Source organism: Streptomyces sp. ATCC 21386 (genome assembly GCF_018728545.1).
Lineage (GTDB): Bacteria > Actinomycetota > Actinomycetes > Streptomycetales > Streptomycetaceae > Streptomyces.
Map to the genome: position 1 here is coordinate 6,426,016 of NZ_JAAVVL010000001.1, position 20,707 is coordinate 6,446,722.

The 20,707-nt window shown below is 72.2% G+C and carries 13 protein-coding genes and 1 tRNA gene; 12 read left to right on the top strand and 2 right to left on the bottom strand.

Features of this window, described 5'->3' with window-relative positions:
- The 11 genes from GWK25_RS27570 to GWK25_RS27625 all read left to right on the top strand — a co-directional run.
- A partial coding sequence (locus GWK25_RS27570; protein ID WP_215453983.1) for a beta-ketoacyl-ACP synthase 3 occupies positions 1 to 768 on the top strand: 768 nt, incomplete at its 5' end.
- Positions 769 to 825: 57 nt separating this feature from the next.
- Complete coding sequence (locus GWK25_RS27575) at positions 826 to 1,089, top strand: acyl carrier protein (RefSeq protein ID WP_215453984.1); 264 nt, start codon at positions 826 to 828, stop codon at positions 1,087 to 1,089.
- Complete coding sequence (locus tag GWK25_RS27580) at positions 1,086 to 2,948, top strand: aminotransferase class I/II-fold pyridoxal phosphate-dependent enzyme (protein ID WP_215453985.1); 1,863 nt, start codon at positions 1,086 to 1,088, stop codon at positions 2,946 to 2,948. The genes GWK25_RS27575 and GWK25_RS27580 overlap by 4 nt, the downstream gene beginning before the upstream one ends.
- Positions 2,945 to 4,567, top strand: coding sequence for a D-alanine--poly(phosphoribitol) ligase (locus GWK25_RS27585; RefSeq protein ID WP_215453987.1), 1,623 nt, complete (start codon positions 2,945 to 2,947; stop codon positions 4,565 to 4,567). Before GWK25_RS27580 ends, GWK25_RS27585 begins: the two co-directional genes overlap by 4 nt.
- A gap of 21 nt (positions 4,568 to 4,588) precedes the next feature.
- A complete protein-coding gene (locus GWK25_RS27590) occupies positions 4,589 to 11,710 on the top strand; it encodes an aminotransferase class I/II-fold pyridoxal phosphate-dependent enzyme (RefSeq protein WP_308404338.1) in 7,122 nt (2,373 codons plus the stop codon).
- A 3-nt stretch (positions 11,711 to 11,713) separates the two neighbouring features.
- A complete protein-coding gene (locus GWK25_RS27600) occupies positions 11,714 to 12,784 on the top strand; it encodes an NAD(P)-dependent oxidoreductase (protein WP_215453989.1) in 1,071 nt (356 codons plus the stop codon).
- Positions 12,771 to 13,667, top strand: a complete 897-nt coding sequence (locus GWK25_RS27605) for a thioesterase II family protein (RefSeq protein ID WP_215453991.1) — start codon at positions 12,771 to 12,773, stop codon at positions 13,665 to 13,667. The genes GWK25_RS27600 and GWK25_RS27605 overlap by 14 nt, the downstream gene beginning before the upstream one ends.
- The gene (locus GWK25_RS27610) at positions 13,655 to 14,746 is read left to right on the top strand and encodes a cyclopropane-fatty-acyl-phospholipid synthase family protein (RefSeq protein WP_215453993.1); all 1,092 of its coding nucleotides are present in this window, start codon (positions 13,655 to 13,657) and stop codon (positions 14,744 to 14,746) included. Before GWK25_RS27605 ends, GWK25_RS27610 begins: the two co-directional genes overlap by 13 nt.
- 22 nt (positions 14,747 to 14,768) lie before the next feature.
- Entirely contained in the window at positions 14,769 to 17,459 is a 2,691-nt protein-coding gene (locus tag GWK25_RS27615; protein WP_215453994.1) for a PEP/pyruvate-binding domain-containing protein, read from the top strand.
- Positions 17,460 to 17,506: 47 nt separating this feature from the next.
- Complete coding sequence (locus GWK25_RS27620; protein ID WP_251829062.1) at positions 17,507 to 18,787, top strand: aromatic ring-hydroxylating dioxygenase subunit alpha; 1,281 nt, start codon at positions 17,507 to 17,509, stop codon at positions 18,785 to 18,787.
- 95 nt (positions 18,788 to 18,882) lie between these two features.
- Positions 18,883 to 19,083 (top strand): hypothetical protein, encoded by a 201-nt coding sequence (locus GWK25_RS27625; protein ID WP_215453995.1) that lies wholly within the window; start codon positions 18,883 to 18,885, stop codon positions 19,081 to 19,083.
- A gap of 97 nt (positions 19,084 to 19,180) precedes the next feature.
- On the opposite strand, the gene GWK25_RS27630 is transcribed toward GWK25_RS27625, so the two are convergent.
- Positions 19,181 to 19,254 (bottom strand) — tRNA-Pro (locus tag GWK25_RS27630).
- A gap of 108 nt (positions 19,255 to 19,362) precedes the next feature.
- Between GWK25_RS27630 and GWK25_RS27635 the strand changes: the two genes are divergently transcribed.
- The gene (locus GWK25_RS27635) at positions 19,363 to 19,878 is read left to right on the top strand and encodes a DUF309 domain-containing protein (RefSeq protein WP_215453996.1); all 516 of its coding nucleotides are present in this window, start codon (positions 19,363 to 19,365) and stop codon (positions 19,876 to 19,878) included.
- A 42-nt stretch (positions 19,879 to 19,920) separates the two neighbouring features.
- On the opposite strand, the gene GWK25_RS27640 is transcribed toward GWK25_RS27635, so the two are convergent.
- On the bottom strand, positions 19,921 to 20,694 hold the full coding sequence (locus GWK25_RS27640) for a sulfite exporter TauE/SafE family protein (RefSeq protein WP_184902108.1): 774 nt from the start codon (positions 20,692 to 20,694) through the stop codon (positions 19,921 to 19,923).
- Between the last annotated feature and the right edge of the window lie 13 nt (positions 20,695 to 20,707).

Here is a 20,707-nt window from a genome sequence, read left to right on the forward strand (position 1 = left end):
CGGCAGCGTCAGAGGTGTATAAGAGACACCCCCTGCCCCGCCACCGCCCCGACCGTGGCCGAGAAGCTGGGCCTCGGGCAGGTGGCCGCCTTCGACGTCTCGGCGGTGTGCACGGGATTCCTCTACGCGCTCGCCACCGCCTCCGGCCTCATCGCGTCCGGTACGGCCCGGCACGTACTGGTGATCGGGGCGGAGACGTTCTCCCGGATCCTCGACCCGGCCGACCGCGCCACCTCCGTCATCTTCGGCGACGGAGCCGGCGCCGTCGTGCTGCGCGCGGGACACCCGGAAGAGCCGGGCGCCCTCGGGCCGTTCGCACTCGGCAGTGACGGCAGTGGCCAGGACCTGATCACCGTGCCGCGCGGCGGCCCGCCGGCACCGGCGGAGACGGCCACCGACGGCTACTACTTCACGATGCAGGGCAAGACGGTCTTCCGGCTCGCCGTGCAGCGGATGGGACAGAGCATCCGGGCCGCCCTCGACCGGGCCGGGCTGCGCATCGACGACATCGACCGGCTCGTCGGCCACCAGGCCAACCTCCGCATCCTGCTGCGGCTGGCCGACGAGATCGGGCTGCCGCGTGAGCGCAGCTACAGCCACATCGCCGAGGTGGGCAACACCGCCGCGGCCTCCCTGCCGCTGGCCCTGGACCACGCGCATGCCGAGGGCGCCCTGCGTCCCGGCGACCGGGTGCTGCTGGCCGCCTTCGGCGGCGGGCTCACCTGGGGGGCGGTCACGCTCACCTGGCCCGCCGTCGACCGGGGCTGAGGGCGGCGGGATCCGGCTCGACAGCCCTGCCATCGCAGGACCGAACCAAGGACGGCAATGACCTCTCGGGAACTGATCACCGACTACATCGTCGACGTCTGGATGGACGGCGACGCCGAAAGCCTGGAGCCGGACACACCGATCACGGAACTGAACATCATCGATTCCGCAGGCATCTTCGATCTCGTCCATCACCTGCAGAGCGAACTACGGATCAGCATTCCCGTCCAGGAGATATCGCCGAAGAACTTCCGGTCCGTCAATGCGATCGCCGAACTGGTCGACCGTCTCCGGAAAGGTGAAGGAGGAAACGCGGCATGACGCACGGCACGGACGCCCCGCTCGACACCGCCCGACTGTACGAGCGGGTCGTGGAGATCATCGCGGACCACACCGGTTACGACCGGTCCTACCTGCTGCCGGAGAGTCACTTCGAGGCGGAGCTCGGCATCGACTCCATCACGCTCCAGTCCATCCTGGAGACGGTTCGCGAGCGCTTCGGCACCGCCGACGGACCGCTCGCCGAGTCGGCCACCGTCGGGGAACTCGTCGACGCGCTCGGCCGCGTCCTGCACCTGCCGGAAGCCGACCGACGCGCACCGGCGGACACGGCCGTCACCGGACAGACCGACGCGGCCCCCGAGGACCCGGTGCTGACGGCCGTGCTGACGGCCGCCATGCACCACACCGGTTACCACAGCGACCAGTTGGGCCTGGACACCGCGCTGGAGAGCGAGCTGGGCATCGACTCCGTGATCCTCGCCTCCGTGGTGGCCGAGACCGCCGACGCTCTCGGCCTGGATGCCTCGCTGCTCGGCCCGGTGCAGGCCACGACGCTGCGCGAACTCGTCACCGTGCTGTCCTCGGCCCGCCGCACGACCGCCTGCGAACCCGAGCCCGGTGCCCACGACGGCGCATGGGACTCCCGTTCGACCAAGGATTTCGTCGAGCAGCGCGACCGGGACCTGTTCGCCAAGACCCGCAGCTTCCGCTCCTACCTACGAGGACGGGAACAGCAGCACCTGTACTGGTACGGCATGCCGCTCCGGTCCCGGAGCAGCAACCGAGCCGTGATCTTCGACGAACTGACCGGCCGGGAACGCGAGTTCCTCATGTTCGCCTCCAACAACTACCTGGGCCTCGCCAACCACCCGCGGGTCGTGGAGGCGGTGTGCGACGCCACCCGCGCCTACGGGGCCACACACACCGGTTCGCGCTTCATCGGCGGCACCAACATGCTGCACAGGGAGCTGGAACGGCGGCTCGCGGCCTTCAAGCAGCGCTCCGCCTGCATCGTCTTTCCCGGCGGCTACGCCGCGAACCTCGGCACCGTCTCCGCCCTGGTCAAGAACTACGACACCCTCGTCGTCGACCGGCTCAACCACATGAGCATCGTCGACGGGGGCCGGCTGTCCGGCGGCATCCGCAAGATCTACCAGCACAACGACATGGCGGACCTGGAGCGGATCCTCGCACGCACCGCCGACCAGTCCGACGGGGGCACCCTCGTCGTGGCCGACGGCGTGTTCAGCATGCACGGCGACATCTGCGACCTGCCCGAGATCGTCCGGCTCGCCAAGACGTACGGCTCCCGTGTGCTGATCGACGACGCGCACTCCACCGGCGTCCTCGGGGCCCGCGGCTCCGGCACCGCCGAGCACTTCGGCCTCAAGGGCGAGGTCGATCTCGAACTCGGCACCATGAGCAAGGCGCTGGCCGGCATGGGCGGGTTCGTCGTCGGTGACGAGGACGTGATCGAGTACCTGCGCTACTACGCGAACTCCTACGTCTTCGCGGCGAACATCCCGGCGGGCGTCGCGGCCGGTCTCATCGCCTCCCTCGACGTCATCGAGTCCGAGCCGGAACGGCTGAAGCAGCTCTGGGCCAACATCGAGCTGCTGCGCGGCAACCTGCTGGACGCCGGGTTCGACCTGGAGCACTCGCAGAGCGCGATCCTGCCGATCGTCATCGGCGACGAACGCAAGACGATGGAGATGGGCCGCGCGGTCCGCGCCCGCGGTCTGTTCTGCCAGACCGTCGTCTATCCCGGAGTGTCCCTCGGCGACGCGCGGCTGCGCGTCAGCGTCACCAGCGAGCACACCCGGCAGGACCTGGACCTGGCCACCGAGATCTTCACCGACGCCGCACGCGAGACCGGTGTCCTTGCGGAGGCACGATGAGCACCCGCGAGCCACGCGCAGGAGCGGATGCGTCCCGGGTGGTCCTCCGTCTGCCGCCGGAGAGTGCCGGAGGGGAGACGCGTCCCGCCTTCGTGGGGCCGGGTGCCGCGACGTACGGAGAGGTCCGGGCCCGGGTCGACGCGGTCTCGGCCCGTCTCGTGGACCAGCTGGAGGTGCGTCCCGGCGACCGGGTCGCCCTCTGGATGGACAAGCATCCGCGCTGTGCGGAGACGATCCTGGCCACCCTCCAGGCGGGCTGCGCCTACGTGCCGCTCGACGGCGGGCAGCCCGTCGCCCGGGTGCGGACCATCCTCGCCGATGCCGAGCCCGTGGTGCTGTTCACCGACCGGCGCCACCTGGAGCTGCTCGGTCAGGAGCCGCTCCCGGCTTCGGTCCGGACGGTCGTGGCAGCGGGCGAGGACCTGCCCGACACGGTCGGCGGTGTCCCCGTGCACGCCTGGTCCCGCTTCGCCCAGGCGGCCGTACGCCTCGTCGGCACCCTGCCCGCACCGGGCCCGCACGACCTGGCCGCGCTGCTGTACACCTCCGGTTCCACCGGCACACCCAAGGGTGTGCGGATCTCGCACGGCAACCTCATCTCCTTCGTGAGCTGGTGCCGTCAGGAGTTCGGCGTCGGCCCCGGGGACGTCGTGTCCAACCACGCCTCGTTCAGCTTCGACCTGAGCACCTTCGACCTGTTCGTCGCGCTCACCTCGGGTGCCGCCCTCTGGATCGTCCCGGACGACGAGGCGAAGGACGTGACGGCGCTGGCGCGGGGCATCCGGGAGCACGGGGTGAGCGTCTGGTACTCGGTGCCCTCCGCACTCGGCCTGCTCGCCTCCTCCGGTGCGCTCACCCGTGACGGGGCGAAGAGCCTGCGGCACGTGCTCTTCGCCGGCGAGGTGTTCCCGATGCCGCGACTGCGCGCCCTGGCCCGGCTGCTGCCGGAGGACACGGCGCTGTACAACCTCTACGGCCCGACCGAGACCAATGTGTGCGTCTGGCACCGCGTCCGCCCCGAGGACCTGCACCGCACGGCACCCGTCCCCATCGGCGGTCCCGTCCCCGGCGCCGTGCTGCACGTCGTGGACGAGCAGGGCCGCGCCCTGACGGAGCCCGGCGCGATCGGTGAACTCGTGGTGGGCGGCGACTGCGTGACACCGGGGTACTGGCGGCGCACGGCGGACCCGGTGGCCGATCAGCACCGCCAGGGGCTGCACCCCACCGGTGACCTGGTCAGCTACGAGGAGGACGGGCTGCTCGTCTACCGGGGGCGCAAGGACCGCATGGTCAAACTCTCCGGCTACCGGGTCGAACTCGGCGAGATCGAGGCGGCCGTGCAACAGCACCCGTCGGTCGCCGAGGCGGCCGTCCTCGTCACCGAAGGCCACGGCGGCGGCCGTCTCACGCTCTACTACACCCTCCGCGAAGGCGCCGAGGCACCGGGCCTGATCCAGCTCAAGCGGCACTGTGCGGCCCTGCTGCCCACCTACATGGTCCCGCACATCGCACGGCGTCTCGACGCCATGCCGCACAACGCCAACGGCAAGGTCGACCACCGCCGACTCGGCGGGGCCGCGAACCGGTCCACCGCGGGGAGCGCCGGCACCGGCCGGTGACCGGCGGAAGAGGGGAACATCGTGAAAGCAGCTCCGACCGGCACCCCGCGCCAGGGCGGCGGCGCCCCACGGACGATCGCCGCGCAGACGGTTGCCGCGCTGCTCAGGCAGTGGTCCGAGACGCGTCCCGACGCGCTCGCCTACCGTTTCCTCACCGACAGCGCCGGCTCCGACACGTCGCTGACCTACCGTGAACTCGACGCACGCGCACGCGCCGTCGGGGCACACCTGCAGGACCAGGGGCTCGCCGGCCGACCCGTGCTGCTGCTCCACCCGCCGGGCCTCGACTACATCGCGGCGTTCTTCGGCTGCCTGTACGCAGGCGCCCTCGCCGTGCCCGCCTACCCACCGGACCGCGCCCGGGCCGGCCGCACCGCCTCCCGGCTGGCCGCCGTCGTCCGCGACTCGGGCGCCCGCCACGCCCTGACCACACGCGCGGTCCTCGACACGGTCCGTGCCGGCCAGGCCGAACCGAGCGCCGCGGGGCTCGCCGGGCTGCGGTGGACGGCGAGTGAGGAGCTGGCGCCCGGCATCGCCGACGGCTGGCGGGAACCCGACGCCACGACCGGGACGGCGGCCTTCCTGCAGTACACCTCCGGCTCGACCTCGACACCCAAGGGCGTCGTGGTCACCCACGCCAACCTGATGCACAACCTGCGGGCGATGCACACCTGGCTGGAGCACGGTGCGGACGCGCAGATGGTCTCGTGGCTGCCGCCGTACCACGACATGGGCCTCATCGGTGCCATCCTGCATCCGATGTACGGCGGTTTCCCCGCCCACCTCATGGCCCCGAAGACCTTCGTGCAGCGCCCCCTGCTGTGGCTCGACACCCTTTCCCGCACCGGCGCGACCCTCAGCGCCGCCCCCAACTTCGGCTACGAGCAGTGCCTGCGCAGGATCACTCCCGAGCAGCGGGACACCCTGGACCTGCGCAACTGGCGACTGGCGCTCAACGGGGCCGAGCCGGTGCGCGCGGACACCCTGGACCGGTTCGCCGCCTACTTCGCCCCGGCCGGCTTCGCGCGCACGGCGCTCATGCCCTGCTTCGGGCTCGCCGAGGGCACCCTCATGGCCACCGGGGTCGGACCGCACGAGGCTCCCGAAGCGGGCCTGTTCAGCGCGGCGGGCCTGGAGGCGGGCGTGGCCGAGCCGGTCGAGCCGGCCGGGGCGGACACGGCGCGGGCCCGCCGGGTCGTGGACTGCGGTTCCCCGGTCCCCGGTGTCGAGGTGGCCATCGTCGACCCCAGGACCGAGCGGCGGCTCGACGAGCACACGATCGGCGAGGTCTGGCTCGCGGGCCCCAGCGTGGCGCGGGGCTACTGGGGGAAGCGAAAAGCCGGCAGAGAGACGTTCGAGGCGCGGATCAGGGGCGAGCGGGACACCCCCTGGCTGCGCACCGGTGACCTCGGCTTCCTGCGGGCGAACCGGCTGCACCTGACCGGCCGCCTCAAGGACGTCGTGGTGGTGCAGGGGCGCAACTTCGCCGCGCACGACGTCGAACTCACCGCCGAACGTGCCAGCGCGGCCGTGCGGGCGGGCAGCGGGGCGGCCTTCGGTGTTCCGGCCCCGGACGGCGAACAGCTCGCCCTGGTCCAGGAGTTGGGCGGGATCGGCGCCGAGGATCCCGGTGCCGTACTGGCCGCGCTGCGCACCGCCCTCGCCGAGGAGCACGAGGTCACGCCGCACACCATCGCCCTGGTCCGGCACTCCGCCGTACCGAAGACCACCAGCGGCAAGATCCAACGCCAGGGCGCCAGGGCCGCGTTGCTCGCGCTGGAGCTGCCGGTCGTGGCGGCGAGTGTGGTGCCCACGACCGACCTGGAACCCGGTGCCGCGGCCGGGGACCCGCTCGGCCTCACCGGTCTGTCACCCGCAGGGCGCCGCAGCCGGGTGGCCGAAGCGGTGGCCCTGGCCCTCACCGAGAGCACCGGACGGCAGCTCACCGCCGCCGACGCGGACAGCGTCCGGCCGCTGGCCGACCTCGGCCTCGACTACCCCCGGCTCCTCGACACCGTAGCCGCCCTGGAGGCGCGGCTCGGCGTCCGGATCCCCGTCGGGGAACTGCTCGTCCGCCCGCACGCCGATCGGCTCGTCGAGCTCTGCCTCGGCGAGGAGGCTGACGGTCGAGCCGGTGCGCCGAATCGGCGCTCCTCCGCGAGCGCGGCGGACCGCGTCGGCACCGAGCCGGCGCCCTCCACGCGCGAGCGGCACGTCCTTCCCGGCGAGACGCCGGACACGGCCCACTCCGCGACCGCCCTGGAGGGGTGGCTGCGCGCCCGGGTCGCGGACCGGCTGGGCCTTCCGGTCACCACCGTGGACGTCACGCGCCCGTTCGCCTCGCTCGGCCTCGACTCCAGGCAGGCGGTGGCTCTCAGCGCCGAACTCGGCGGCCTGCTCGGCCGGGAGCTGCCCGTCGCCGCCGTCTTCGACCACCCCACCATCAGCGCGGTGGCGGCCCGCTTCGGCACCGGGCCCGCGCCGTCGGAACCGTCCCCCGCCATGTTCGCCACGACCACGACCACGACCACGACCGCCGCCGCGGACCCCGCCGAACCCATCGCCGTCGTCGGCATGGGCTGCCGGTTCCCGGGCGCACCGGATGTCGACAGCTACTGGCGGCTGCTGCTCGACGGCCGGGACGCCGTGGGCGAGGTGCCGCCCAGCCGCTGGGACAGCGCCGAGGTGGCCGCTCCGCGCCACGGCGGGTTCCTCGACCGGGCCGACGAGTTCGACGCCGCCCTGTTCGGGATCTCCGCCCGCGAGGCCCACCGGATGGACCCGCAGCAGCGCCTGCTCCTGGAGACCGCCTGGCAGACCTTCGAGGACGCCGCGATCCCGCCGACCCGGCTGGCCGGCAGCCGCACCGGGGTCTTCGTCGGGATCAGCAGCCAGGACTACGCGCAGTTGCAGCTGCCGCGGCTCGACAGCGTCGATGTGTACACGGCGACCGGCAACGCCCCGTCGATCGCCGCCAACCGGCTCTCGTACGTCTTCGACCTGCACGGCCCGAGCCTCGCCGTGGACACGGCCTGTTCCTCGTCGCTGGTGGCGGTGCACATGGCCTGTCGGGCTCTGCGGGAGGGCGAGTGCGGCGTCGCGCTGGCGGGCGGTGTCTCTCTGATGCTGACCCCCGCCCTGTCTGTGGCGTTCGCCTCCGGCGGCATGCTCAGTCCCGGCGGCCGCTGCCGCACCTTCGACGACAGCGCCGACGGGTACGTACGCGGGGAGGGCACCGGCCTCGTCCTGCTCAAGCCGCTGAGCGCCGCGCTGGCCGACGGCGACCGCGTCCATGCCGTCATCCGGGGCTCCGCGCTCGGCCACGGCGGCCGCGGCAACGGCCTGACCGCGCCCAGGAGTTCGGCGCAGGAACGGGTCATGACCGAGGCGCTCGCCCGCGCCGGGCTGCGCGCCGGCCAGGTCGACTACGTCGAGGCGCACGGCACCGGCACCTCGCTCGGCGATCCGGTCGAGTGGGAGGCCCTGGCCGGGGTGTACGGCCGCGGGCGGCCCGTCGACGCGCCCTGCCTGATCGGCTCGGTCAAGACCAACATCGGGCATCTGGAGGCGGCCGCGGGCATCGCCGGGTTGATCAAGGCGGCCCTGATCGTGCGGGACCGCCAGGTCCCGGCCCTGCTGAACCTCGACCGGCCCAACCGCCGCCTCGACTGGGCGGGTTCCGGACTGTCCGTGCCCACCCGGCGCCGCGCGCTGCCCGACGGCGGCACCGCCCGCGCCGCGGTCAGCTCCTTCGGATTCGGCGGCGCCAACGCCCACGTGATCCTCGAAACCCCACCCGCGCCCCCACGGGAGGCCCCCACCGTGACGCATCCCCGGCCGGTGCAGGCCCTGTGCCTGTCGGCCCACACTCCGGCCGCGCTGACCGCGCTCGCCCGCTCCTGGCGCACCCACCTCGCCGCGCACCCCGACGTCGCCGTGGCGGACCTCTGCCACGCCGCGAACACCGGCCGCGCCCATCTGCCGCACCGCGCGGTGCTGACGGTCGCCGCGACCTCCTCGACCACCTCGGCCACCGAGCTCGACACGGCCCTCGACGCACTGATCCGCGACGAACCCGCCCCAGCGGTGCTGCGCGGCCACACGGCCACCGCGCCCGCGCCCCGCACCGCCTTTCTCTTCAGCGGGCAGGGCACCCAGCACACCGGCATGGGCAAGGAGCTGTACGAGGGCCACCAGGGCTTCGCCGCCACCCTCGACCGGGCCGCCGAGACCCTCCGCCCCCACCTCGAAGTCCCTCTGCTCGACCTGCTCTTCGACCCGGCGCACGAGGAAGCCCTGCGCGGCACGCGCAACTGCCAGCCCGCTCTGGTCGCTCTCGAGGTCGCCCTGGCCGGGCTGTGGAGCGAGGTGGGTGTGCGCCCGACCGCGGTTCTCGGCCACAGCGTCGGCGCGCTGGGCGCGGCCTGCGTGGCGGGGGTGCTGTCCTTCGAGGACGCGCTGGTCCTCGCGGCCGAGCGGGGCCGGCTCATGGCCGGACAGCCGGGCGACGGCGCGATGATCTCGTGTGTCGGTGACCCGGAGGCCGTCCGGGCGGTCGCCGAGCGGTTCGCCTCCGTCGCGGTGGCCGCCGTCAACACCCCCGACCACCTCGTCCTTTCAGGAGCCGCCGAGGAGATCGGCCAGGCGCGCGGCCTGCTGGCGGAGCGCGGCGTCACGGTGCGGCCGCTGGCCGTGTCCCACGCCTTCCACTCCCCGCTGATGGCCGGCGCCGCCGCACCGCTGACCGAGGCCGCGGGCAGGCTGGACTTCGCCGCGCCGAGCATCCCCTGGGTCTGTGACCTCACGGGCCGGCCCGCGCAGCGCGTGGACGCCGGCCACTGGGCGCAGCACATGCTCTCCCCGGTGCGGTTCCTGGAGGGCTTCACCGAGCTCCGGCGGATGGGCTGCGACTCCTTCGTCGAGATCGGCCCGCACCCGACGCTGATCAACCTGTGCCGGAGCATCGTCGCCTCCCAGGGCGGCGCCGACCAGGAGACCGGCAGACCGCTGTTCCTGCCCTCGCTCAACCGGCAGGGCGGGGGCTGGCGGACGTTCCTGCGGTCGCTCGGCCGCCTGCACTGCGCGGGCGGCGAGGCCGACTGGTCCGGCCTCGACCGGGACGCGCCGACCGCCCGTGTCCCGCTTCCGCACCTCCCCCTGGAGCGCGAGCGGTACTGGTTCCGTCCGGAGGCCGCGCCGGAGGACGGCCGACCGCACCCCCTGCCCGCCGCGGACCCCACGGCCCTACGCGCCCCGGGCGGGCACGCTGGGGCCCATCCCGGCGCCGCACCGACCGCGGCGACCGCGTCCGGTTCTCCCGATGTCGCGCACCCGCTTCCGGGCCCGCCCCACCCGATGCCCGGCGTGCCCCACCCGATGCCCGGCGTGCCCTGGTCCGGACCCGGCATGCCCCACCACCCCCTGTGGGGCGGCGCCCCGTACGGGACAGCCGGTATGCCGTACGTGCCCGCACCGTACGCGCCCGCACCGTACATGCCCGCGCCGTACGTGCTCGTCCCGTACGCCGCCGGTGGACCGCCGCTGCCGCCCCTCCCCCACCCGGCCGCCGGCCCACCGGGCGCGGTGCCCGGTGCGTATCCCGTAGCGGGCTTCCACGGCGCGCCGCCGTCGCCCCCCGACGGCGGTGGCGCGCCGGGTGCGGACTTCCTGCCGTACGTACGCGAGTGCACCGCGCTGGTCTGCGGGTTCCCCACGGACCGGGTGGCGCCGTACGCGCGGCTCGGCGCGGATCTGGGTCTCGACTCGCTGATGCGGACCGACCTCCAGCGACGGATCGCCGCCCGGTTCCCCCACGAGGCGGAGCGGTTGCGGCACGGGTTGCCCGAGGACCCGACGGTGCAGGACGTGGCCGACCTGCTCGCCGGGCGGGCCACGTCCGCCCCGGGCCCGCGGTCCGCGCCGCCGGCCACGGGCGAGCAGCCCCCTCGGGCGGCTCCGGTGCGGCAGGAGTACGCGTTCGAGGAGTGGCCCGAGTACGCCGCGCACCTGGGGCGCCTGCGGCAGGTGGGCAGCGGGCCCGCGAATCCCTACGGGCGTGTCCACGAGGGCTTCAACGGCGCCGTCGCGCAGGTCGGCGGGGAGCAGGTCGTCAACTTCGCCTCGTTCAACTACCTGGGTCTCTCGCACCACCCGCGGGTGCGGGAGGCTGCGCGGGCGGCCATCGACCGGTACGGCACCTCCAGTTCGGCGACGCCGCTGCTGTTCGGCGAGACCCCGCTGCACCACGAACTCCAGGCCGAGATCGCCTCGTTCCTCGGCACCGAGGACGCGGTCGTCTTCGCCGGCGGCCATGCCACGAACGTGGCCACTGTCGGCCATCTGTTCGGCCCCGAGGACCTGATCGTGCACGACGAGTGGATCCACGACAGCACGGTGCGCGGCGCGATGCTGTCCGGCGCGCGGCGCCGCCCCTTCCCGCACAACGACTGGGAGGCACTCGACCGGATCCTGTCCACGGCACGCAGCGAGTACCGCCGGGCGCTCGTCGTCATCGAGGGCGCCTACAGCCAGGACGGTGACATCCCGGACCTGCCGCGCTTCATCGAGGTGAAGCGGCGTCACCGGGCGCTGCTGATGATCGACGAGGCGCACTCGCTCGGCGTGCTCGGCCGCACCGGCCGTGGCATCGGCGAGCACTGGGACACCGACCCCGCCGACGTCGAGCTGTGGATGGGCACGCTCAGCAAGGCCATCGGCAGCCTCGGCGGTTACATCGCGGGCCGCGCCCCGCTCGTCGACTACCTCAGGTACACCGCGCCGCTGCACATCTTCAGCACCGGTATCTCACCGGCCAACACGGCGGCCGCGCTGGAGGCGCTCCGGGTGCTGCGCCAGGAGCCGGAGCGGGTGGCGCGGGTCCGGGAGCTCGCCGAGTTCTTCCGCACGCGGGCCCGCGCCCGCGGCCTGGACATCGGGGTCTCGCGGGCCTCCGCGGTCATCCCCGTGATCACCGGGGACTGGGAGCGGACCATCGCGCTGTCCAACACCCTCCTGGGCAAGGGCGTGAACGTGATGCCCATCGGCTACCCGGCCGTGCCCCGCGACCGGTCCCGGCTGCGTTTCTTCGTGAACGCCGAGCACAGCGAAGCCGACCTCGAACTCTCCCTCGACCTTCTGGTGTGATCCATGACCTCGAACAGCAACGAATCCGCCCCCGACCCCTCCCCCGAGGCACCCGCTTCCGGCCACACTCCCGACGTGCTGGTCACCGGAGCCAGTGGCTTCCTCGGCCGTCATCTCGTCCGCAGGCTGGCCGAGCGTGGGCACCGGGTCCGGGTCCTCGCCCGTTCCGGCAGCGACCGCTCGCCCTTCGCGGAGACGGCCGACGACGTCGTCACCGGCTCCCTGGAGGACGCCGCCAGTCTGCGCCGGGCCACCGCCGGCGTCACCCACGTCTACAACTGCGCCGGGATGTCGGCGGACTGGGGCCCCTGGGAGGAGTTCCGCCGCGCCAACGTCGACGGGCCCCGGCACCTCGTGGAGGCCGCGCACCACACCGGGACCGTGGCCCGCGTCCTGCACGTCAGCACCACCGACGTGTACGGCTACCCGAGAAAGCCCTGCGACGAGAGCGAGCCCCCGCACGACATCGGACTGCCGTACAACCGCAGCAAGATCCTCGGTGAGCGCGCGGTCCAGGAGACGTCCGAAGCCACCGGCGTGCCGGTGACGATCGTCCGGCCGGTGTCCGTCTACGGGCCCGCCAGCAAGGACTTCGTGATCGAGATCGCCGGTCTGCTCCTGAAGAACCAGATGATCTACATCAGGCAGGGCGAGGTCCCGGCCGGTCTGCTCTACGTGGACAACGCGGTCGACGCGATGATCGCGGCGGCGCTGTCGCAGCGGACCGTGGGCCGCGCCTACAACCTGCGCGATCCGGAGCGGACCACCTGGCGCGAGTTCGTCGAGGCGCTCGCCGAGGGGCTGGGCACCGGCAGGCCGAAGCTGAGCCTGCCGACGCCGCTGGCCACCACGGTCGCCGTCGTCTCGGAACGGCTGTACGGCCTGCTGGGCGTCACGTCCAGGCCGGTGCTGACCCGGCACGCCGTCCACCTCTTCGACCGCGACCAGTCGTACGGAATCGCCCGTGCCCAGGAGGACTTCGGCTTCAAGAGCGAAGTGGACTTCGCGGAGGGCATGCGCCGCACCCTCAGGTGGCTCGACTCGGACGAAGGGCGCCGCCATGTCGCCCGCTGAGGCGCACGCGAGCGGGACCGGCTGGTTTCCCGCCTTCGGCTCCCGGCACCCCGGCCACACCGCCGAACCGTCCGGACCCGCTTCCCACGACGGGGGTCCGGACAGCGGGCCGTACCTGATCTGCCTGTCCTACGCGGGCGGCACCGCGTCGGTCTACCGCGGCTGGCAGCGGGAGCTCACCGCCCTCGGCTGGCGGGGCCGGGTGGTGCCGGTGCAGCTGCCGGGCCGCGGGCTGCGCCTGCGCGAGATGCCCTACACCTCGATGCGGCAGTTGAGCGAGGCCGTCGCCGGGGCCGTGGCGGACCGCTTTCTTCCTTGCGACTACTCCCTGTTCGGACACAGCATGGGAGCGCTGCTCGCCTACGAGGTGGCCTGTGCGTTGCGCCGCGGGGGCGCGGCCGGGCCCCGGCACCTGTTCGTCTCCGGCAGCCGCGCCCCGCACCTGTACGGGAACCGCGCGGACCACAGTCTGAGCGACGACGAACTGTTCCGGTTCGTCGCGGACCTCGGCGGACTCGGTCCCGAACCGTCGGTCGGCGGCGCCTACTTCCACCAGCGGCTGCCGACGCTCCGCGCGGATCTGCGCGCCTGCGACGGCTACCGCTGGCAGCCGCGCCCTCCCCTGCCCTGCCCGGTGACGGCCTTCTCCGGAGCCGATGACCAGCTGGCCCCGGAGTCCGACGTGGAGGCCTGGCGCCCGTACACCTCCGGATCGTTCCTGCGCCGCCATCTGCCGGGCGGTCACTTCTTCCTCAACGGTCCCGCGCGCTCCGTGCTGTTGCGCGAGGTGCGGGCCGAGCTCGGCAGAACCCCCTCCGGCCCCGGCCCCGGCTGCGCCGCGCAGCCCGTCACCCCTCCAAGGAACGCAGCATGGACATATTGAGCCTTGCCAAGAACGCCTACAAGCGAGTGGGGGACCCGCTCACCGACATCCTCACGGCCGCCAGGCTGCTCGGCAATCCGCGGCTGCCGCTGCTGCTCGCCCTGTCCAAGGGCGTCGTCGAGCCCGTGTACCGGGTCTCCTTCCTCGCTTCCGCCGCCGGCTCCGGCGTGCTCGCCCGCCTCGCCCACCGCCCCTGCGACGTGGTCTCGCTCGCCGACTGGCTGGGGGTGCCGCCGCAGGAGAGGTACCGCCTGCGGGCATGGCTCGACCTGGGCGTCCGGCTCGGCGACCTGAGCACCACGGTCGACGGCTGCTACCGGCTCGGCAGCGTGCTGGCCCGGGCCCTGGCCAGGCCCGGGAACGACGCGACGGCCGCCATGCTGGAGGAGGTCACCCGCTTCCACGTGCCCGCGCTGCTCGACGGACCCGTCATGCCGCGCGACGGCCGGCGCTTCAGCCTCGGGGACCAGGACGGCGCCGTCATCGCCCGCTCCACCCGGGTCGTGCAGCCCTTCGTGGAGGAGGCCGTCTCCAGGAACCTCGACCGTGCCCTGCCCGTGCGGCTGCTGGAGGTCGGCTGCGGCAGCGGCGTCTACGTACGTCACGCCGCGCGACTCAACCCGCGGCTGACCGCCCTCGCCGTCGACCTGCAGCAGGACGTCGCCGACCAGGCGGCCGCGAACATGGCCGAGTGGGGTCTCGCCGACCGTGTGGAGACCCGGCAGGCCGATCTGCGCACCCTCGAACTTCAGCCCCAGTTCGACCTCGTGACCCTGCACAACAACATCTACTACTTCCCGGTCGCCGAGCGGACCGCGGTACTGCGCCGGGTCCGTTCGCTGCTCGCCCCGAACGGCAAGCTGCTGCTCACGACGAGCTGCCAGGGCGGCAACATCGGCCTGGAGGTGCTGAACCTCTGGTTCGCCAACGCCGACTTCGGCGGCCCGCTTCCCGTCGAGAACGAACTCGTCGAGCAGATGGAGCAGGCCGGCTTCGTCGACGTGGAGGCCACCGCGCTCATCCCGGGCGAGCAGTTCCGGGCCTTCGTGGGCACCAGCGTCCGTCCCGTGCAGCCCTGACCGTCGTCCAGGAGAACTCACCATGACCGTTCACGCGCCCGACACGGATTCCGCGCTCTGGTCCGAGCGCATCGTGCTGCTCGGCTCCGAGCCCGCCGCCACGCCCGACGTCCTCGGCGGCAAGGCGGCCCGGCTCGCCGAACTGACGGCCGCCGGCCTTCCGGTGCCGCCGGCCTTCTGCCTCACCACCAAACTGTTCGACGCCTTCGTCGACGAGACGGGCCTGTCCCGCGCGCTGTCCGGCGTGGACAGCCGCACCGCCCGCGAACTGGTCCTCGCCACACCGGTGCCCGCCCCGATCGCCGAAGCCGTGCTCGCCGCGTACGCCGCGCTGGGGCGGCCCCGGGTGGCGGTGCGCTCCTCCGCGCAGAAGGAGGACTCCGCCGCCCAGTCCTTCGCCGGCCAGCACGACACGGTCCTCGACGTGGCGGGCGACGAGAACCTCCTGGACGCGGTCCGGCAGTGCTGGGCGTCACTGTGGTCCGACCGGGCCTCCGCGTACCGGGGGGAGGGAGAACTGCCGGGCTCCATCGCGGTGGTGGTGCAGGAGATGGTGCACACCGACGTCAGTGGCGTCCTGTTCACCGTCGACCCGGTCAGCGCGCGCGAGCACCGGGTCGTGATCGAAGCGTGCGTCGGCCTCGGGGAGGGGCTGGTCGCGGGCCGGGTCTCCAGCGACTACTTCGTCGTGGACGACCGCACCCTGGAGGTCGTCGAGGAGCGGGTGCGTCACAAGGTCACCAAGTGCGCCCCGATCGCGCCCGGCCGTATCGGTGTGACCAAGGTCGAGGGCACCGCGCGCCACGCCCCCTGCCTGACCCATGACCAGCTCGCCGAACTGACCCGCCTGGCCCTGCGGGTGCGCGAGCACTACGGCCACGAGCAGGACATCGAGTGGGGCATGCGCGACGGCGCCTTCCACGTCTTCCAGGCCCGCCCCGTGACCACTCGCAAGGCGACGGAGCGGGCCGTGCCCCGTACGTACGTCACGCCGCAGCCGGACCCTGTCGAGCAGGGCACCCTGTGGTCGCGCATGGACATCGGCGAGATCTTCGTCGGTCTGATGACACCGCTGGGAGTGAGTTTCGCCAAGTACTACCAGCAGCACGTCCACCTGGACTGCACGTCCGCGCTCGGCGTGCGCACCACCGGCGACCCCGATCTGCCCATGGGCTACGTCCAGGGGCACGTCTACCTCAACATCTCCTACAGCGCCTACGTGATGCAGCAGGCGCTGCCCACCCGCGACCCGAGCCGTTTCACCAACCGCTTCGTGAGCGAGGAACTCGACACCACGGGCTACGAGAACCCCTTCGGCACTTTCCCGTCCGGCACGCAGGACCTCCTGTCGCTCGCCTTCTGGGTGCGCACCACCGCCACCGAGATGGCCCGGGCACAACCCCGGTCCAGGGAGATGGTCGCCTCCCGCCTGTACGAGTTCGACCGGGCCCGCGCCCTGGACCTGACCCGGATGACACGCCGCGAACTGCACATGGAACTGAACCGGCGGCTCGGCTACTTCCACGACATGCACGTGGGCTACATGCCCTACTACATCAACGCGTTCGCGTTCTACGGCGTGCTGACCGAGCTGTGCTCGCTCTGGCTGGGCACGGACGGCGCCAACCTCCAGAACCGCGTCAAGACGGACATGTCGAACCTGCGGACCGTCGGGTGCGCCAAGGAGATCTGGTCCCTCGCACAGGCCGCCAAGGAGTCGCCGGACGTCCTGAAGATCATCGAGCAGGAGCCGCTGGGCACCCTCGAAGCGACGCTGCGCGCGGACGAGGAGGGCCGGGCCTACTGGGACCGGCACATGGAGCCCTTCCTGCGCGCCAACGGCACCCGTGGCCCCCAGGAGATGGAGTTGTCCCATCCGCGCTGGGTGGACGACCCCTCGTACCTGTTCCAGATGATCCGCCGCTACGCCGCCGACGGCTTCTCCGCCGAGGACCTCCTGCAGCGCAGCAGCGGCTACCACGACGACTCCCGCGACGTGCTGGACCGCCTGCCGTTCCTGAAGAGGAGGGTGCTGGAGGGCGTCATCTCCCTGTACGAGGGGACGAGCGAGCTGCGCGAAGCGACCCGGATGTCCATGATCACGTCGATCTGGCTGGTCCGGAGCGTGGTCTACGAGGTCGGGCGCCGACTGGTGGAGGCCGGCGTGCTGACCTCGCTGGACGAGGTCATGTACCTCGACTTCGAGGACGTACGCGGCTATCTCGCCGGTGACGCCACGGAGACGGCGGCCTTCCCCCGTACCCGGATCGAGGAGGCCCGCCGCGTGCACGAGTACCACAAGCGGCTCCCGGAACCGCCCCTCACCTTCATCGGCCACCACGACCCCGCGACGGCCGTGCGGCGGGCGCCGGACGGTGCACGCCTGGAGGGCCTCGGCTCCAGCCCCGGACGCGTGGTGGGCCGGGCCCGCATCGTGGAGGACCTGGTCTGGCAGGCGGACGAGTTCGAGGCCGGGGAGATCCTCGTGACCGGCTTCACGGATGCGACCTGGACCCCTCTGTTCGCCATCGCCGGCGGTGTCGTCACCGACATCGGCTCGATGCTCTCGCACAGCTCGATCGTCGCGCGGGAGTTCAACGTTCCGTCGGTGGTCAACACCAAGCACGCGACTCAGATCATCCACACCGGCGACCTGATCGCCGTCGACGGCGACGCCGGGACGGTCGAGGTCGTCGAACCCGCGGGCCCCTGAGGGCAGTTCAGCACCGGAAGAGAACGCACCCGAGACAGGAGAGACGGATGATCCCCGACCTGTGGTACCCGATCGCCATATCCACGGACGTCAACACGAAGAAGCCCACGAGCCTGCGCCGCCTCGGCATGCAGTTGGTGCTGTGGCGGGACATGGACGGCAACGTCGTCGTCCAGGACGCACGGTGCCCGCACAAGGGGGCCAACCTGGGTGACGGCCGCCTGAAGGGCAACGCGGTCGAGTGCCCGTACCACGGCTTCCTGTTCAACCCCGAGGGCACGTGCACGCTGACCCCGGCGATGGGCAGGAACGCCCGTATACCCGGGTCGCTCAAGATCCGTTCGTACCCGGTGCAGGAGCGTCATGGCCTGATCTGGATGTGGTGGGGCGACGACCGCCCGGCGGACGAGCGTCCGGACATCATCGCGCCCCGCGAGATCAGGGAGCACGAGGGCCTCTACTCCACGATCTCGTGGGAGAAACCGGTCCACTACACGCGGTACATCGAGAGCGTCCAGGAGTTCTACCACGTGACCTATGTGCACCGGGATCACTGGCTGAACTACCTGGACTTCAACTTCCTGTACGGAACGCTGCGCAAGTTCGGCCTGGACGGGAAGCAGAACTTCCTCAAGGCCACCATGATCCACAACCATCATGTGGAGACGGACGACGACGGAATGACGTTCCGGTACTCGTTCGACCACGGCCAGGAGGACGACCCGAGCAAGAGCATCCACTACGTCATCACGTTCTCGTTCCCCTGCATGGTGCACGTGCAGACCGAGGCGTTCGAGACGACGTCCTGGTTCATGCCGGTGGACGAGGAACACACCCAGCACATCTTCCGCGTCTACGAGTTCCCGCAGCTGAAGCCGTACCTGCGACTGCCGTCGCTGCGGCGCCTGATGTCCACGCTCCAGGTGTACCTGGAGAAGTTCGTCCAGGACCCGCAGGACTTCAAGATCATGGCGAAGCAGGAGCCCCGGATCAGCGGCGGCGGCGTCAACAAGTTCATACCCGTGGACGAGATGAACGCCAAGTTCATCAAGACCCGCGCCCGGCTGCTGCGGGAGGCCAGGGAGCGCCGCCAGGAGTTGGTCCACGACACCGACGACGGCATGGTCGGCGGGATGGACATGGCCGAGGACCTGGACGTGCGGGACGCGCCGACCTCTGCCCCCTCCCCCACCGACACGCGGCGCGCGTCCGCGAACGGCAACGGCAACGGCAACGGCAACGGCAACGGCAAGCTCAACGGTAGCTCCGCCCCCACCGTGCCCCCGAGCGACGAGGTCGAGACCTGGTCCGGTGCCACGGCAGGGTGAGCCCCCCGCCCGTACCGGGCCGCCGCGGCGTGGCAGTCACGAGCACCGCGTCGCGGCACCGCCTTCCGCGCACACAGACGAGGGGAACGGCGAGCGTGACAGAAGACGAAGTACCCATCGACGACATGTCGCAGGCGCGCGGCGCGGCCCGGGCCTTCTCGTACGGCTGCGGCGCGGCACGGCTGGGAGCAGCCTGGCAGGAGATTCTCCGCACCGGGCTCGGCCTCGGCGGCGGATCCGGCACGCTGCCCCGGGCGGCATTGAGCTCCGGGTCCGATGCGGGCTCGATTCCCTGAGAGTCAGGGACGGCCGGCCCCCACCTGGTCCCCAAGAACGATCAAGGGCCGGTTTCGAATGCCTTCGAAACCGGCCCTGACCTGCGACTGTCTCCAGTCGGGACGACAGGATTTGAACCTGCGACCCCTTGACCCCCAGTCAAGTGCGCTACCAAGCTGCGCCACGTCCCGGTGCGCTGTCCGCGGGGAACCGCGTGATCGCGCACTGAGAACTTTACCGTACGTCGGCCACTGCCCCGTGTGCCCCGTGGCCGGTGAGCGGCGAGGGACAATCGGGGCATGAGCGGGACAGCGGAGGACGGGACGGCGCCGGAGCGGGACCGGGACGAGGAGGGGCGGGCGCGGAGCGCGCGGCCCCGGGACGGGCTGGGGCGCCCGTTGCCGTACGGGGCGCCGGGTGTGGAGCGGCAGCCCGAGGGCGTGGTGCGGGACCCCGAGCGGACGGTCACCGAGGCGCAGGCGCTGCTGGACGCGGGGAAGCCGTTCCATGCGCACGAGGTCTTCGAGGACGCCTGGAAGTCCGGCCCCGACGAGGAGCGGGCGCTGTGGCGTGGCCTCGCCCAGCTGGCGGTCGGGCTCACGCACTCGGCGCGCGGGAACGTCAAGGGCGGGGCACGGCTGCTGCGGCGCGGCGCCGGTGCCGTGGAGGAATGGGGCGCCGGGAGCGGCCGGCCGCAGCCGTACGGCGTCGATCTGGTCGGGGTGGGGGCCTGGGCACGGCGGCTGGCCGACGTCGTGGAGCGGGAGGGGGCCGCGGTCGACGCGGAGGCGTGGGCGCCGCGGTTGCGGGGCTGACCGCGTGCGTCCCCGGACTCGGCGCCGTACCGGACGAAGGGCTCAGCGGAGCAGTAGTTGCAGGCCGCCCACGATCGTCGCCGCGATCACCAACTGCTCGAACAGCTTCTGGTTGATGCGGTTCACCGCCCACTTGCCGAGGAACGCGCCGGGGACGACGAACAGGGCGAGCGCGGCGTCCAGCAGCAGCGAGTGCGCGTCGATGAGTCCGAGACCCACGCTGAACGGGACCTTGGAGACGTTGACGATGAGGAAGAAGAACGCCGACGTACCGAGGAAGCCGAGCTTCCGGAAGCCCGCCGAGAGCAGGTACATCGACATCACGGGACCGCCGGCGTTGGCGACCATGGTGGTGAAGCCCCCGAGTACGCCGTACGAACGGGCTTTGACCCGGCCCGCGCGGGTGGTGATCGCGTCGGGTTCGTCGTCCTTGTCGACCGTACGGCGGCGCCAGATGGTGACGGCGGTCATCAGCAGCAGGATCGCGCCGATGGAGGTGCGGACGACCTGGTCGTCCGCCCACACCAGGAACAGCGTGCCGAGGAGCACGCCGGCGCCGACCGCCGGGAAGAGCTTCCAGAGGGTGGGCCAGTGGGCGTGCCTGCGGTAGGTGAGCACCGCGAGGACGTCACCGACGATCAGGATCGGCAGGAGAACGCCCGTCGAGGCGCGCGCGGGCAGCACGGCGGCGAAGATCGCGAGGCTGACCGTGTTGGCACCGCTCACCGCGGTCTTCGAGAAGCCGACGAGCAGGGCCGCGAAGGCGAGGGCCGCGAACTCGGCCGTGGACAGGTGCCAGAGAGTCATCGTGTTCATGCGGGGACCGATG

Coding starts and splice junctions, on each gene's coding strand:
- GWK25_RS27575 (WP_215453984.1), top strand. CDS start 826: ATGACCTCTCGGGAACTGATCACCGACTACATCGTCGACGTCTGGATG.
- GWK25_RS27610 (WP_215453993.1), top strand. CDS start 13,655: ATGGACATATTGAGCCTTGCCAAGAACGCCTACAAGCGAGTGGGGGAC.
- GWK25_RS27640 (WP_184902108.1), bottom strand. CDS start 20,694: ATGAACACGATGACTCTCTGGCACCTGTCCACGGCCGAGTTCGCGGCC.
- GWK25_RS27600 (WP_215453989.1), top strand. CDS start 11,714: ATGACCTCGAACAGCAACGAATCCGCCCCCGACCCCTCCCCCGAGGCA.
- GWK25_RS27615 (WP_215453994.1), top strand. CDS start 14,769: ATGACCGTTCACGCGCCCGACACGGATTCCGCGCTCTGGTCCGAGCGC.
- GWK25_RS27580 (WP_215453985.1), top strand. CDS start 1,086: ATGACGCACGGCACGGACGCCCCGCTCGACACCGCCCGACTGTACGAG.
- GWK25_RS27605 (WP_215453991.1), top strand. CDS start 12,771: ATGTCGCCCGCTGAGGCGCACGCGAGCGGGACCGGCTGGTTTCCCGCC.
- GWK25_RS27585 (WP_215453987.1), top strand. CDS start 2,945: ATGAGCACCCGCGAGCCACGCGCAGGAGCGGATGCGTCCCGGGTGGTC.
- GWK25_RS27635 (WP_215453996.1), top strand. CDS start 19,363: ATGAGCGGGACAGCGGAGGACGGGACGGCGCCGGAGCGGGACCGGGAC.
- GWK25_RS27620 (WP_251829062.1), top strand. CDS start 17,507: ATGATCCCCGACCTGTGGTACCCGATCGCCATATCCACGGACGTCAAC.